The following is a 13485-nucleotide window of genomic DNA, read 5'->3' as shown; positions in this document are numbered from 1 at the left end:
CGACGGGCCGTCCCCGCCAGCCGGGGGCGGCCCGTCGCCTGTCCGCGAAAGATCGGCCGCGCCGATTTCAGCGAGTGACAGGCTTCATTGGCGAGCCTCCGCGCCTTCCGGCAAGGCAAGGACATGCCGCCGCACCACAGCATCCCCGCGCTCACCAGCGCCGACGTCGAGAGCCCCGTCGCGATCCGCGCCCGGCTTCGCAGGCTGGCGCAGAACCGGCGCAGCCTCCGCGTGACCCGGCCGCTCTAGCGGAGCGTCCTGATCCGATCGAAGCCGCGCGGCGCGCGCGGCGCGGCATCGGGCACGCCTTCGCCGGCGAGGGATTCGATGATCGGGCAATCCGGCCGGCCATCGCCATGGCAGGTCGCCGCCAGATGCTTCAGCGTCTCGCTCATCTCCCGAAGCTCCTGCGCCTTGCGATCCAGTTCCGCGACATGGCGGAGCGCGATCGCCTTCACATCGGCGCTGGCGCGGCCCCGATCGCTCCACAGCGCGACCAGCTCGGTCATCTGGTCGGCCGAGAAGCCGAGATCGCGCGCGCGGCGGATGAAGCGCAGCGTGTGGACCTCGCGCTCGCCATAGGAGCGATAGCCGGCCTCGGTGCGGGCGGCGGCGGGCACGAGGCCGATCGACTCATAATAGCGGATCATCTTGGCGGAGACGCCGCTGGCCTTCGCGGCCTGTCCGATGTTCATCTGGCGATCCTGTATCCGGGTTGGCTCGATATCGGCGGGGGCGGGGCGGCCCGCAAGGCCAGCGTCGGGGCGGCCCGCCGCAGCCTCAGCGCATTGCCCAGCACGAAGAGGCTGGACATCGCCATCGCGCCCGCCGCGAGCATCGGCGAGAGCAATGTCCCCGACACCGGATAGAGCGCGCCCGCCGCCACCGGGATCAGCAGCACATTATAGGCGAAGGCCCAGAACAGGTTCTGGCGGATGTTGCGGATCGTCGCCCGGCTGAGCCCGATCGCGTTGGGCACGCCGCGCACGTCGCCGGACATCAGGATCACGTCCGCGCTCTCGATGGCGATATCCGTGCCGGTGCCGATCGCGATGCCGACATCCGCCTCCGCGAGCGCGGGCGCGTCGTTGATGCCGTCGCCGACGAAGGCGATGCGGCGGCCCTGCCCACGCAGCGCGCGGAGCGCCTCCACCTTGCCGGCGGGCAGCACCTCGGCCACCACCTCGTCGATGCCGAGCGCGCGGGCGATCGCCTCGGCGGTGCGGCGGTTGTCGCCGGTGATGATCGCCACCTTGAGGCCCAGCGCGTGGAGCGCGGCGATGGCCTGGGGGCTCGTCTCCCTGATCGGATCGGCGACCGCGATGATCGCGGCCAGCCGGCCGTCGATCGCGGCATAGAGCGGGCTCTTGCCTTCCTCCCCGAGCCGGGCGGCGGTTTCGGCAAAGGGGGCGAGGTCCAGCCCGTGCCGCGCCATCAGCCGATCCGCGCCGATCGCGACCCCGCGGCCGTCGACCATCGCGGTGACGCCATGGCCGGGCAGCGCCTCGAACCCGCTCACCCGGCCATAAGCGAGGCCTCTGGCATCCGCCGCCTCGACGATGGCGGCGGCGATCGGATGTTCGGACCGCGCCTCCACCGCCGCGACCAGCGCCAGCACCTCGCCGGCGTCGAAGCCCTCGGCGGCGACCAGATCGGTCAGTTCCGGCTGGCCGGCGGTGAGCGTCCCCGTCTTGTCGAGCGCCACCACGCTCACGTCGCGCAGCGCCTGCAACGCCTCGTCCTTGCGGAACAGCAGGCCCCATTCGGCGGCGCGGCCGGTGCCGACCATGATCGAGGTCGGCGTCGCCAGCCCCATCGCGCAGGGGCAGGCGATGATGAGCACCGCCACTGCGTTGACCAGCGCGAAGCCGAGCGCCGGGCGCGGCCCCAGCGCCATCCAGAGCGCGAAGGTGGCGAGGGCGGCGGCCATCACCGCCGGCACGAACCACGCCGTCACCTTGTCGACCAGCGCCTGGATCGGCAGCTTGGAGCCCTGCGCCTGCTCGACCATGCGGATGATCTGCGCGAGCAGCGTGTCCGCGCCGGTGCGGCTGACGCGGGCGGTGAAGCTGCCGGTCCTGTTGATCGTGCCGCCGGTCACTTCGGCGCCCGGCCCCTTGCGGAGGGGAAGCGGCTCGCCCGAGATCATCGCCTCGTCGACCAGCGAGTTGCCCTCCACCACCACGCCGTCGACGGGCACGCGCTCGCCGGGGCGCACCTGCACCAGATCGCCCGGCGTCACCTCGTCCAGCGGCACGTCGCGCGCCTCGCCGTCGCGCAGCACGCGCGCGGTCTTGGGGCGCAGGCCGACCAGCCGCCGGATCGCCTGCGATGTCCGCCCCCTGGCGCGCGCCTCCAGCATGCGGCCGAGCAGGATCAGCGTGACGATGACCGACGAGGCCTCGTAATAGAGATGCGCCGTGCCCGCCGGCAGCGCGCGCGGCAGGAAGGTCGCGACGACCGAATAGCCCCACGCCGCCGCCGTCCCCAGCACGACCAGCGAGTTCATGTCGGGCGCGCGGCGCAGCAGGGCGGGGATGCCCTTGCGATAGAAGCGCAGGCCCGGCCCGAACAGCACCAGCGTCGCCAGCGCGAACTCGATCGGCGGATGATGCCCCAGCCCCGGCGCCATCGCGATCAGGAAGACCGGCAGGGTGAGCAGCGCGGCGGCGATCAGCGAGCGGCGCAGGCCGGCGAACTCCCGCTCGCGCGCCTCCGCCTCGCGATCGGAGCTGTCGTCGTCGGGGAGCAGGGGCCGGGCCGTATAGCCCGCATCCCGGATCGCATCGATCACGGCGAGCGGCCCGGCATCCCTGTCGAAGCGAACATTGGCCCGTTCGGTGGCGAGGTTGACCGAAGCCTCCGCCACGCCCGGCACGGCGCGGATCGCCCGCTCGACGCGCCCGACGCAGGAGGCGCAGGTCATGCCCTCGATGTGCAGGCTGGCGCTTGCAGTGCTCGAACCCATCGATCTGATCCCATCGTCCTTCACCGCTGCACCAGATGGGGCTTCCCATGTTGGGAAGGTCAAGCATCGGCCTGTGAATTTTTGGGGGGCCTTGACCTTCCCACGGTGGGAAGCCCCATTTTCGAGGCTCCCGACGACAAGGAGCATTCTCGTGCAGCACTACAGAGTCCCGGACATGAGCTGCGGCCATTGCACCGCCGCCATCGAAAAGGCGTTGAAGGCGGCCGATCCGGGGATGGTGGCGAACTTCGATCTCGCCAACCGCACGCTCGCGATCGAGACGGGGCGGGACGCCGATGCCATCGCCACCGCCATCCGCTCGGCGGGCTATGAGAGCGAGGCGATCGCCGCCTGACCCGGAAAGCGTAAAACCTTTGGCCCCGGCCGCGATGCACGGCCGGGCTTGCCATCCGGTCGACATGCGCGGACTCTCGCGACTCGTGATCTGCCAGACAGTTTCGATGGGAAGACCGGGAGAGCGATCATGGAAGGCAACGGTTGCGCCCCGAGGGTCGTGGCCCTCGTCGGACCCGCGGGCGCGGGAAAGACCAGCCTCGCGGAGGCGTTCCTCTATGCAGCGGGCGCGGTGCAGCGACCCGGCGCGGTGAGCGACGGCAACTGCGTCGGCGATGCGAGCCCCGAGGCCCGCGCCCGAGGCGGCTCCACCGAGATGAACCTGATGCGGTTCACCTATCTCGACAGCCCTTTCGCCCTGCTCGACACGCCCGGATCGCCGGGCTTCGCGGCGGACGCGGCGAGCGCGATCCCGGCGGCCGACCTCGCGCTGGTCGTGATCGATCCCGATCCGGCGCGCGCGCCGCTGGTCGAACCGATCCTGCGCCGGCTGGAGGCGATGGGCGTGCCCCATGCCCTTTTCGTCAACAAGATCGATCAGGCGCGCGGCGGCATCCCCGATCTGCTCGAAGCGCTTCAGCCGATGAGCGGCGCCGCGCTGGTCGCGCGCCAGTTGCCGATCCGCGAGGGCGGGCACGTCACCGGCTTCGTCGATCTCGCGCTGGAGCGCGCCTATCATTACGAGCAGGGCCAGCCGTCGCGACAGGTCGCGCTCGCCGACGGCCTGCGCGGCGAGGAGGAGGCCGCGCGCTTCCATATGCTCGAACAGCTCGCCGACCATGACGATGCACTGCTCGAACAGCTTATCGCCGACGAGACGCCCAGCCTGGAGACCCTGTTCGGCGATCTCAGCCGCGAGACGGGCGATGGCCTGGTGGTGCCGGTGCTGTTCGGCTCGGCGCTCAACGATTTCGGCATCCGCCGCCTGCTCAAGATGCTGCGCCACGACACCCCGCAGGCCGCCGCCACCGCCGCGCGGCTCGGGATCGAGGGGGCGGGGCTTCGGGTGCTCAAGGTCTCCTACGGCAGCACGATCGGGCGACTGGCGATCGCGCGGATGTTCGGCGGGCGCCTGATCGAAGGGGCCGAGCTGATCCGCCCGGACGGGCCGGCGACGCGGGCGGGCGCGCTCTTCACGATGCAGGGGGCGGGCACCACCAAGGTGAGCGCGATCGAGGCCGGGGATATCGCCGGCATCGCCAAGGCGGAAGGCCTGATCGCGGGCGAGGTCGCCGGCGTCGGCGGCCGCTGTGCCGGGGCGGGCTGTCCCGATGCGGAGCCGGTGATCGCCAATTGCGCGCTCGCCATCGCCGCGAAGGACCAGAAGGACGAGGTGCGCCTGTCGGTCGCGCTCAACCGGCTGGCCGAGGAGGATGCGGGTCTGCGCTGGAGCCATGACGAAGGCTCGCGCGAGACGTTGCTCCACGCGATCAACGACGAGCATCTGGCGGTGACGCTCGACCGGCTGCAACGCCGCTATGGCGTGACCGTCTCGTCGCACCGGCCGGGCGTCGCCTATCGGGAATCGATCCGCAAGCCGGTCAGCCAGCGCGGCCGGCACAAGAAGCAGTCGGGCGGCCACGGCCAGTTCGGGGATGTGATGATCGAGATCCGGCCGCTGGAGCGGGGCGAGGGCTTCCGCTTCGAGGACAGGATCACCGGGGGCGCCATCCCCCGGCAATGGATTCCCGCCGTCGAGCAGGGCGTGCGCGACGCCATGACGGCCGGCCCGCTCGGCTTTCCGGTGGTGGACGTGGCGGTGGCGCTGGTCGACGGCAGCTTCCACAGCGTCGACAGTTCGGAACTGGCCTTCCGCACGGCGGGGCGGATGGCGATGAGCGAGGGGCTGGCCGCCGCCGCGCCCTATCTGCTCGAACCGGTCGACCATGTGACGATCAGCGCGCCGGGCAGCGCCACCTCGCGGGTGGGCTCGGCGGTGGCGAGCCGGCGCGGGCAGATGCTGGGGATGGCGGGCAAGGACGGCTGGTCCCACTGGGACATGATCGAGGCGCTGATCCCCGAGGCGGAGCTGCACGGACTGGAGGCCGAACTCCGCTCGCTGACGCAGGGCATGGGGCAATATGAGGCGCGCTTCGAACGGTTCGCGGAGCTGTCCTCCAAGCTCACCGGCGAGGTCATCAAGCAGCGTGCGACGATGGCCTAGATCGGCGCGTCAGATCGGCAGGGCCACCGTCGACTTGATCTCCGACAGGGCGACCGTCGAGTTGATTTCCTGCACGCCGGGAAGCTGGCTGAGCTTGTCGAAGAAGAAACGCTCATAGGCTTCGATATCGCGCGCGACGATGCGCAGCATGAAGTCCATCGTGCCCATCAGCACATAGGCGTCGAGCACCTCCGGGAAGGCGCGGATCGTCTTGCCGAACTCGTCCAGATTGGCGCGGCCATGCGCGTTGAGCTTCACCTGCGCGAAGATGTGCGCGTTGAGGCCGACCTTGCGCCGGTCCACGATCGCCACGCGCGCGCTGATATAGCCCTCGCGCTCCAGCCGATCGATCCGCCGCCAGCAGGGGGAGGGCGACAGCCCCACCTTCTCCGCGATCTCGGCCGTGGTCTGGCTCGCGTCGCGTTGCAGCTCGCGCAGGATCTTGAGTTCGAAATCATCGAGGTCGGCAGACATAAAAACCTGAAAGGTGGCAGTGTCAGGAAAATCTATCCCCATCCTATCGCATATTTCACGAATGAGGTGAGAAAATTCTCCCGAAACGGCCGATATTCAGGTGAGTTTGATCCAAGGGAGCAGTTGCATGGTTTTGAGCGTGAGCGAGTGGGCCTCGGCCGGGCAGGCGCATCTGGTGCGCGACGAGGCGGCGGGGCTCGAGGGCATCATCGTGCTCCACTCGACCGCGCTCGGGCCGGCGGCGGGCGGCTGCCGTGTCTGGAGCTATGACTCGGCCGACGCGATGGCGGCGGACGCTTTCCGCCTCGCCGAGGGCATGACCTACAAGAACGCCCTGGCGGGCCTGCCGCTCGGCGGCGGCAAGTCGGTGCTGCGGCGGCCGGAAGGCGCGTTCGACCGGCAGCGTTTCTTCAAGGCCTTCGGCGCGGCGGTGGAGGAGCTGAAGGGCGCCTACGTCACCGCCGAGGATGTCGGCACGTCGGTGGAGGACATGCGCGCGGTGGCGGAGGCGACGCGTCATGTCGCCGGGCTTCCGCCGCAGGATGGCCGCCCCGGCGGCGATCCCTCGCCCTGGACGGCGCGGGGCACCTTCCTGTCGATGCAGGTCGCGGTGGAGCGGCATCTCGGCCGCGCGCTCCAGGATGTGACCGTGGCGGTGCAGGGCGTCGGCCATGTCGGCGAGGCGCTGGCGATGATGCTGCACGCGGCGGGCGCGAAGCTGGTGGTGGCCGATGTCGCGGGCGCTTCGGTGGCGCGCGTCGTCGCGGCGACGGGCGCGCGGGCGGTGCCGGTCGGCGAGATTCTGTCGGTGGAGGCGGATGTGCTGGCCCCCTGCGCGCTGGGGGCGATCCTCTCGGCGGAGACGATCGGCTCGCTCAAGGCGAAGGTCGTCTGCGGCGCCGCCAACAACCAGCTCGCCACGGCCGAGGATGGCGCGCGGCTGGCCGACAAGGGCGTGCTCTACGCGCCGGACTATGTCGTGAACGGCGGCGGCATCATCAACGTCGCGGCGGAATATCTGGGCTGGTCCACGGCCGATGCGGTGGCCCGCGTCGAGGCGACGGGCGAGCGGCTCGGCCGCGTGCTCGATCTCGCCGCGGCGGAGGGCCTGCCGACCAACCTCGCCGCCGATCAGCTCGCCCGCGGCATCGTCGCGGGCGGCCCGGCGCTGGAGCGCGACGCGGCCTGATCCGGCGCGCGCCGCCCGCCTGAATCGTTCAGGCGGGCGGTGCCCAGCCGAGGCCGAGCGCCTTCTGGATCGCCACGAAATCGCCGGTGAGGCCGGCTTCCGCGATCGAGAGGTTCTGCTCGGCGGCGATCTGCTGGCGGCGAGCGTCGAGCAGGTCGATCAGCGTGGTGGTGCCGGCGCGATAGCGCTGCTCGGAGAGCTGGAGCGCGAGGTCGGCTTCCGCCTTGGCGCGGGCGCGGGTGGCGACGGTGATGCGGCCATAGCGGAAGCGGGAGAGCGAATCCTCCGTATCGCGCAGCGCCGCCAGCACGGCGGCCCGATATTTGGCCTCGGCTTCGTCGCGGACGCCTTCGGCCTGACGGACCTTGGCGGCGTTGCGCCCGAAATCGAGGAAATCCCAACTGATCTGCGGCGCCACCAGCGCCACGAAATCGTCGAGCTTGGTGAGATCCGAGATATCCGACCCGCCGACCCCGATGAGGCCCATGAAGCTCACCTTGGGGAAGCGCGCGGCCTCGGCCTGCCCGATTTTGGCGGTGTCGGCGGCGAGCGTGCGCTCGGCGGCGCGGATATCGGGCCGGCGCTGGAGGAGGGCGGCGGGATCGCCCACCGCCACCTGCGCGGGGGGCAGGGGAAGCGGCTTCACCGGCGTCAGCGCGGCGTCGAGCGCGCCGGGGGCCTGCCCGGCGAGCGTCGCCAGCTCGTCGAGATAGGCCTCGGCCTCGGCGTGGAGCGGGGTGATCTCGGCGCGCGAATTGTCGAGCTGGTTCTCCAGCCGCGTCACGTCGAGCTGCGAGGCGGTGCCGCGCTCCAGCCGCTGGCGCGTCAGCCCGAGCATCTGCTCCTGCATCGCGATCGAGTTGTTGCCGAGGTCGATCCGCCGCTGCCGGTCGCGCAGGTTCACATAGGCCTGCACCACCTCGGCCGAGAGGCTCACCTGCGTGTCGGCGAGATTGGCCTCGGCCACCTCCGCCGTGGCGCGCGCGGCCTGGATGGCGCGGCGCTGGCCGCCGAAGATATCGACCTCCCAGCTCGCGTCGAAGCCGATATTGTAGACGTCGAGATCGGTCGATCCGCCGCTGCCGGAATCGCCGCCGTCCGAATTGCCGAAATCGACGCCCGGCAGATGGGCATGGGCATAGGAGCCGGTGCCGCTGATCTTGGGCAGCTCGCCCGCCCGCTCGACCCGCAGCGACGCGCGCGCCTGCCGCAGATGGGCCTGCGCCGCCGCGACGTTGGGGTTGGCGGCAAGGGTGCGGGCGACGAGATCGTTCAGCACCGGATCGCCCAGCGCCTCCCACCAGCGCGCGACGGGCGCGGTGGCGGTGGCGGCGTCTCCGGCGCGGGCGAAGGCGGCCGTCTGCGCGGCGGACCTGGGCGGCCCGGCATAGTTGGGGCCGACGGTGCATCCGGCGAGCAGGCCGAGCAGGGCGAGGGTCGGGGCGATCGGGCGCATGGTGCTTCTCAATGGGCGGCGACCGGCTTCGCATGTTTGGGAAGCGGCCGCAGGAAGAGGACGAGCGGAATGACGCAGGCGATGCCGACGGTGAGGATCCAGAACAGATCGGCGTAGGTCATCGTCAGCGCCTGCGAGGAGATGATGTTGCCGAGCGAGCGGAAGGCCGCCGCCTGCCTGCCGAGGCTCTGCGCCTGCCCGGCCATGTAATCCTGCACGAACACGGAATTGGCGGGGATCGATTCCTCGATCCGGCGGCTGTGCAGCCAGATGCGCTGATCCTGGATCACCGCGATGCCGGCCAGCGCCAGCGAGCCGCCGAGGTTGCGCGCCGTGTTGTAGAGGCCCGACGCATCCGCCGCCTGCTCCGCCGAGACGGAGCGGATCGCCGCCTGGTTGAGGAACATCATCGCGCACACCGTGCCGACGCCGCGCAGGAGCTGCGAATCCACGAAAGCGGTGCCGGTGGAGAGCGAGGTGAGGTCCGTCTCCATATAGGCGCTCACCGCGAGCAGCAGCAGCCCGAAGCCGACCGAGAGGCGGATGTCGATATTCTGCACCATCCACGGCGTGAACGGCATCATCAGCATCATCGGCACGCCCGACAGCAGCACGATCTCGCCCGCCTGCAGCGAGTTGTAGCCGGAGATCGTCGCGAGGAACTGCGGGATGACGTAGGAGGTGCCGTAGATCACCATGCCGACGGTGGTCACCATCACCACCACCGCGCCGAACTGCCGGTCGAGCAGCAGCTTGAGGCGGATCACCGGCTTGCTGGCGAGCACCTGCCCCGCGAACAGGAAGATGAAGCCCACCGCCGAGACGATCGCCAGCGTGCGGATCTCGGGCGAGGAGAACCATTGCTCGCGCTCGCCCTCCTCCAGCACGACGGTGAGCCCGCCCAGCCCCATGGCGAGGCCGAGGATGCCCAGCCAGTCCGCCTCACGCAGCAGCTCGAAGCGGGGCTTCTGGTGCGGCATGGCGACGAGCAGCAGCGTGATGAGCGCCGCGCCGACCGGCAGGTTGATGAAGAAGGCATAATGCCAGCTCACATTCTCGGTCAGCCAGCCGCCCAGCACGGGGCCGAGCACGGGGCCGAGGATGGCGGTCGCGCCGAACATCGAATTGCCGATCGCCTGCTGATGGCGAGGGAGGCGGGTGGCGATGATCGTCATCGCCGTCGGGATCAGCGCGCCGCCGGTGAAGCCTTGCCCCACGCGGCCGACGATCATCATGCCGAGCGTCGTCGAGAAGCCGCACATCATCGAGAAGCCGACGAACAGGCTCGCCACGATCAGCAGCAGCGTGCGCAGGCCGAACAGCCGCTCCAGCCAGCCCGAAATCGGGATGATGATGATCTCGGCGACCAGATAGGCGGTGGAGATCCACGTCCCCTCGGTGCCGCTGGCGCCGATCTCGCCCTGAATGGTGGGCAGCGAGGAGTTGACGATCGAGATGTCGAGCGTCGCCATCAGCGCGCCGAGCGTGCCCGCCGCCACCGCCAGCCAGGCGGCGGCATCGGCATTCTCGACCGGCGCCGGGGCGGAAGGGGCGGGGGCGTCGCTCATCGGCCGCCGCGGCTCCGCTCCTGATCCTTGATCCGGCCGATCTCGCCCTTGGCGGAATAGGTATCGACGTTCACCGTCACCGACAGGCCGGGCACCAGCACCTTGCGCGCATCCGGGCCGGCATCGATCGCGATGCGGATCGGCACGCGCTGCACGATCTTGGTGAAGTTGCCGGTGGCGTTCTGCGGCGGCAGCAGCGAGAATTCCGCGCCGGTGCCGGGCGAGACGCTGTCGACATGGCCCTTCAGGTCCACGCCGGGCAGCGCGTCCACCTCGATGCGGGCGGGCTGGCCGGGGCGCATCAGGCCGACCTGCGTCTCCTTGAAGTTCGCGATGATGTAGATCCTGGACAGCGGCACCACCGACATCAGCCGCGTGCCCGACTGCACGAACTGGCCGACGCGCACGCTCTTGTCGCCGACGCGGCCGTCCACGCTCGCCTTGATGACGGTCGAGCCGAGATTGACGTCGGCGGCGGCGAGCTGGGCCTGCGCCGCCTCGCCCTGCGCCTCGGCCTGGCGGATCTGCGCCTGAAGCGAACCGATGCGGCGCTGCGCGCTTTCCAGCGAAGCCTTCTGCGCGGCGACGGTGTTGGCGGCCTGCGTCGCCTGATTGCGCAGCGTCGTCAGCTTCTCGCGCGTCTCGGCGCCGCTGGCCGCGAGCGGGGTGTAGCGGGCGACCTCGCCGGCGGCATATTGCGCGTCGGCCTGCGATTTGGCGAGCTGCGCTTGCGCTTCGGAGATCGCGGCCTCCTGCTCGCGGATGCCGGCGCGGACATTGTCGGCATTGGCCCGCGCGACATCGATCTGCGCCTGATACTGCGCGGTCGCCGCCTTATAGTCGCGCGGATCGATGCGGACGAGCGGGGTGCCCGCCTTCACGTCCTGGTTGTCGGCGACGAACACCTGCTCGACATAGCCAGAGATCTTCGGGCTCACCGTTACCGCATCGGCGCGGATATAGGCATCGTCGGTGCCCTCCACATATTTGCCGCGGGTCTCATAATGGACCAGCCACAGCAGGATCAGCACCGCAAGCACCCCCACGGCGATCAGCAGGATGCGCTTCGTGCCGGGGCTGATGCGCTTGGCGCGCTTGCCGTTGGCGGTCTGCGATTCGGTTTGATCGGCCATGGATTCGGCTCTTTTCCCTTTGGGCACAGGTCGGGGACGACGTTTCTCAGCGTGGGACTTGCCCAAAAGCCGGAGATATGGCAAGCCCTCTTATTGTGGAACCTCAAGATATCCTGACCGACTGCGAACGGACCGCCAATGCGCTGCGGGACTATTATCTGCGCGCGCATCGCGTGATCGAGCGGCGGATGACGGCACAGGGCACGTCCTTCGCGCGCCACAAGCTGCTCATCATGATCGACCGGATGGGGCCGATCCGATCCATCGACATCGCCGCCGCGCTGGGCCAGGCGCCGCGCACGGTGACGGAAGGAATCGACGGGCTGGAACGGGATGGCCTAGTCCGCCGCGATCCCGACCCGGACGATCGTCGCGCCAAGCGCATTTCGATTACCGAAGCGGGAAAGGTCGCCGTTCGCGCTTCCGAGCCGGAACGGCAATGCTTCATCGTCGATACGCTCGGCGTGCTGACGATGGAGGAGCGCGATCAGCTCGTGACGCTGATCGACAAGCTCAACGCGCGGCTGCTGGAACTCGACGCCGAGGCCTGATTTCCACAGGGATGCCGACATTGGTCGAGTCCCGCCGTCCCGGCCCGCGTCGATTCACTCCCCGGTAAGGAGGCCGGCGCACGCCCGGTCCCATGTTCGCGGCTCTCCGGGGGGGAGAGGGCCTCGAACGGGGATGGGGGCCTTTATGGGTGAAGCGGAAGATGGCGCGGTGCATGAGACGGCCGTGCCGAATGATGCGGTGCTGGCGCTCTTCGTCTTTGCGAGCGTGACGCTGGTCCTGCTGATGGGTTTCAGTCTCTTCATGATCTGACGCGCGGGTCAGTCGCGGACGTCCCGCCACCCGAACAGCATCGGCGTGGAGCCGCTGCGCCGGGAAAATTCCCGTCCGGCCATCCGATGGATGTCCGCTTCGAAGGTCTGGAAGACGCGGAGCGCATCCTCCCGGCCCAGATGCCCGGCCCGCCCTTTCGAGAGCTGGGCCAGCGCCTCGCTGGTGATGAGGAAGTCCACGGCTTTCCCGTCCGCCATGCCGCGGAAGACGATGCCGTTGCGTTCATGGACCCAGCGGGCGCCGCCCGGCTGGAAGTGAATGCCCGTCTGGTTCAAGGCGTCCCCCCGGATCTGCCGAGGGGAAAGGCTGCGCCCGCCCGTCCCGCGTCGCAAGGCATGGCGGGGGCGTCATGCCCCTATGTGGGACAGGGAAGGGGGCTCAGCCCAGCCCAACGAAGGGATGATCGGCGCGGAGCCGGTCCACCGCCCGCTCGACCTCGGCGATCTCGCGCGCGCTGCCGGCGGCCCGCACCTCCCAGTTGCAATGCGGGTGTGTCTCGACGGGGTAGACCTTGATGTCGGCGACCGCCCTGCGCCAGCGCGCGCGCCCACCGCCGAGGGCGCCTGCGAGCGCGGTCACCAGCAGGTTGCGCAATTCGCCGGCGGTCACTTGTTGGCGTTGCCGTTCGGATGGTCCGAGAACACCCGGCCGACCGACTTGGCATCCTCGCCGGCTCCCTTCACCGTGTTGCAGGCCGTGGCGAGCAGGCTCGCCAGCAGCAGGCCGATCGTGGCGACAGTCCGTTTCGTCATGCGTGTTCCTCCATGGATGCCGGTTCATAGCGCGGGGCGGGGTATCACGGAATGGCGCCTTCCGCCCGGAGCGCGGCCGAAGGAGGCTTCGCTGCGGCCTGCGGGAGGAGCGAATTGCGGATTGTCGAAAAAACTTCATTCGAATCGTTGACGACCCTCGGGAGTGCCTATAGAGGGCCTCTCACCGCAGCGGACGACGCCTTCAACGGCCGGTTCCAGCGGGGAAATTTCGAACCACTACAGTGGTTTAGCGGAATGACCCGAGCTGCAAGATCGGATGCGCCGAGGCGCATTCGGACGAACTTTTTGAGATCGTTTTGAACGATCCCCCGAGGTCAAATCCGGGGATGAGAAAAGTATCGGTCTTTCTCATTGTTGGTTGGATGAAGGGACATGTGGGCGGCGGCTCCGGTCTGTTGTGGCCTCTAGGCGCAATGTGATCGGTAAAGCTTAAGTCGTTCACTGTCTCGTATATGCTTTATGCAGATATGTGCAGGAACGGCTCCTGGAGATGCTGTTATTGCCGTGACGTTTTCCCGTTGCGGTGGTGATGGACATGAACATGAGAGTTTGATTCTGGCTCA

General features: G+C 69.3%; 15 protein-coding genes. 6 read left to right on the top strand and 9 right to left on the bottom strand.

Features of this window, described 5'->3' with window-relative positions; all coding sequences use genetic code 11:
• Positions 1–87: 87 nt before the first annotated feature.
• Complete coding sequence (locus FHS98_RS17770) at positions 88–249, top strand: hypothetical protein (protein WP_167108478.1); 162 nt, start codon at positions 88–90, stop codon at positions 247–249.
• Here FHS98_RS17770 and cueR read toward each other — a convergent pair.
• Together cueR and FHS98_RS17760 are read right to left on the bottom strand one after the other, a co-directional pair.
• Entirely contained in the window at positions 246–695 is a 450-nt protein-coding gene (cueR, locus tag FHS98_RS17765; RefSeq protein ID WP_167108475.1) for a Cu(I)-responsive transcriptional regulator, read from the bottom strand. The genes FHS98_RS17770 and cueR overlap by 4 nt on opposite strands.
• Positions 692–2968 carry a heavy metal translocating P-type ATPase gene (locus FHS98_RS17760; RefSeq protein ID WP_208402367.1) on the bottom strand — a complete coding sequence of 759 codons (2277 nt, stop codon included), beginning with the start codon at positions 2966–2968 and terminating at the stop codon, positions 692–694. The genes cueR and FHS98_RS17760 overlap by 4 nt, the downstream gene beginning before the upstream one ends.
• 151 nt (positions 2969–3119) lie before the next feature.
• Here FHS98_RS17760 and FHS98_RS19115 point away from each other — a divergent pair, with 151 nt between their 5' ends.
• Together FHS98_RS19115 and FHS98_RS17750 are read left to right on the top strand one after the other, a co-directional pair.
• Positions 3120–3323 (top strand): heavy-metal-associated domain-containing protein, encoded by a 204-nt coding sequence (locus FHS98_RS19115; RefSeq protein ID WP_341786101.1) that lies wholly within the window; start codon positions 3120–3122, stop codon positions 3321–3323.
• Positions 3324–3452: 129 nt separating this feature from the next.
• The gene (locus tag FHS98_RS17750) at positions 3453–5486 is read left to right on the top strand and encodes an elongation factor G (protein WP_167108470.1); all 2034 of its coding nucleotides are present in this window, start codon (positions 3453–3455) and stop codon (positions 5484–5486) included.
• 9 nt (positions 5487–5495) lie between these two features.
• Here FHS98_RS17750 and FHS98_RS17745 read toward each other — a convergent pair whose 3' ends face one another.
• The gene (locus tag FHS98_RS17745; protein WP_167108467.1) at positions 5496–5960 is read right to left on the bottom strand and encodes an Lrp/AsnC family transcriptional regulator; all 465 of its coding nucleotides are present in this window, start codon (positions 5958–5960) and stop codon (positions 5496–5498) included.
• Positions 5961–6087: 127 nt separating this feature from the next.
• On the opposite strand from FHS98_RS17745, the gene FHS98_RS17740 reads away from it, so the two are divergent.
• Positions 6088–7149, top strand: a complete 1062-nt coding sequence (locus FHS98_RS17740) for a Leu/Phe/Val dehydrogenase (protein WP_167108464.1) — start codon at positions 6088–6090, stop codon at positions 7147–7149.
• A 28-nt stretch (positions 7150–7177) separates the two neighbouring features.
• Here the strand turns inward: FHS98_RS17740 and FHS98_RS17735 are convergent, their stop codons facing one another.
• The 3 genes from FHS98_RS17735 to FHS98_RS17725 are packed head-to-tail and all read right to left on the bottom strand — an operon-like array spanning position 7178 to position 11306.
• Positions 7178–8605 (bottom strand): efflux transporter outer membrane subunit, encoded by a 1428-nt coding sequence (locus tag FHS98_RS17735; RefSeq protein ID WP_167108461.1) that lies wholly within the window; start codon positions 8603–8605, stop codon positions 7178–7180.
• An 8-nt stretch (positions 8606–8613) separates the two neighbouring features.
• Entirely contained in the window at positions 8614–10173 is a 1560-nt protein-coding gene (locus tag FHS98_RS17730; protein WP_167108458.1) for an MDR family MFS transporter, read from the bottom strand.
• A complete protein-coding gene (locus tag FHS98_RS17725; protein ID WP_167108455.1) occupies positions 10170–11306 on the bottom strand; it encodes an HlyD family secretion protein in 1137 nt (378 codons plus the stop codon). The genes FHS98_RS17730 and FHS98_RS17725 overlap by 4 nt, the downstream gene beginning before the upstream one ends.
• Positions 11307–11401: 95 nt before the next feature.
• Between FHS98_RS17725 and FHS98_RS17720 the strand changes: the two genes are divergently transcribed.
• Both FHS98_RS17720 and FHS98_RS19020 read left to right on the top strand, forming a co-directional pair.
• Positions 11402–11857 carry a MarR family transcriptional regulator gene (locus FHS98_RS17720; RefSeq protein ID WP_167108452.1) on the top strand — a complete coding sequence of 152 codons (456 nt, stop codon included), beginning with the start codon at positions 11402–11404 and terminating at the stop codon, positions 11855–11857.
• A gap of 145 nt (positions 11858–12002) precedes the next feature.
• Positions 12003–12128, top strand: coding sequence for a hypothetical protein (locus FHS98_RS19020; RefSeq protein ID WP_279588281.1), 126 nt, complete (start codon positions 12003–12005; stop codon positions 12126–12128).
• Positions 12129–12136: 8 nt separating this feature from the next.
• Here the strand turns inward: FHS98_RS19020 and FHS98_RS17715 are convergent, their stop codons facing one another.
• The 3 genes from FHS98_RS17715 to FHS98_RS17705 form a co-directional block, all read right to left on the bottom strand.
• Positions 12137–12424 carry a DUF1488 family protein gene (locus FHS98_RS17715; RefSeq protein WP_167108449.1) on the bottom strand — a complete coding sequence of 96 codons (288 nt, stop codon included), beginning with the start codon at positions 12422–12424 and terminating at the stop codon, positions 12137–12139.
• A gap of 103 nt (positions 12425–12527) precedes the next feature.
• Positions 12528–12728: a hypothetical protein gene (locus FHS98_RS17710; protein ID WP_341786100.1), complete on the bottom strand. Its 201-nt coding sequence runs from the start codon at positions 12726–12728 to the stop codon at positions 12528–12530.
• Between the two features lie 26 nt (positions 12729–12754).
• The gene (locus FHS98_RS17705; protein ID WP_167108443.1) at positions 12755–12901 is read right to left on the bottom strand and encodes a hypothetical protein; all 147 of its coding nucleotides are present in this window, start codon (positions 12899–12901) and stop codon (positions 12755–12757) included.
• Positions 12902–13485 lie beyond the last annotated feature (584 nt).

Origin of the sequence: Sphingomonas oligoaromativorans (assembly GCF_011762195.1) — a bacterium.
Lineage (GTDB): Bacteria > Pseudomonadota > Alphaproteobacteria > Sphingomonadales > Sphingomonadaceae > Solisphingomonas > Solisphingomonas oligoaromativorans.
The sequence above is the reverse complement of the archived record's forward strand: the minus strand, read 5'-3'. Positions and strand labels throughout refer to the sequence as shown.

Excerpts from the sequence above, each read along its gene's own strand:
- cueR (WP_167108475.1), bottom strand. The coding sequence starts at position 695 with ATGAACATCGGACAGGCCGCGAAGGCCAGCGGCGTCTCCGCCAAGATG.
- FHS98_RS17760 (WP_208402367.1), bottom strand. The coding sequence starts at position 2,968 with ATGGGTTCGAGCACTGCAAGCGCCAGCCTGCACATCGAGGGCATGACC.
- FHS98_RS17750 (WP_167108470.1), top strand. The coding sequence starts at position 3,453 with ATGGAAGGCAACGGTTGCGCCCCGAGGGTCGTGGCCCTCGTCGGACCC.
- FHS98_RS17745 (WP_167108467.1), bottom strand. The coding sequence starts at position 5,960 with ATGTCTGCCGACCTCGATGATTTCGAACTCAAGATCCTGCGCGAGCTG.
- FHS98_RS17740 (WP_167108464.1), top strand. The coding sequence starts at position 6,088 with ATGGTTTTGAGCGTGAGCGAGTGGGCCTCGGCCGGGCAGGCGCATCTG.
- FHS98_RS17735 (WP_167108461.1), bottom strand. The coding sequence starts at position 8,605 with ATGCGCCCGATCGCCCCGACCCTCGCCCTGCTCGGCCTGCTCGCCGGA.
- FHS98_RS17730 (WP_167108458.1), bottom strand. The coding sequence starts at position 10,173 with ATGAGCGACGCCCCCGCCCCTTCCGCCCCGGCGCCGGTCGAGAATGCC.
- FHS98_RS17725 (WP_167108455.1), bottom strand. The coding sequence starts at position 11,306 with ATGGCCGATCAAACCGAATCGCAGACCGCCAACGGCAAGCGCGCCAAG.
- FHS98_RS19020 (WP_279588281.1), top strand. The coding sequence starts at position 12,003 with ATGGGTGAAGCGGAAGATGGCGCGGTGCATGAGACGGCCGTGCCGAAT.
- FHS98_RS17705 (WP_167108443.1), bottom strand. The coding sequence starts at position 12,901 with ATGACGAAACGGACTGTCGCCACGATCGGCCTGCTGCTGGCGAGCCTG.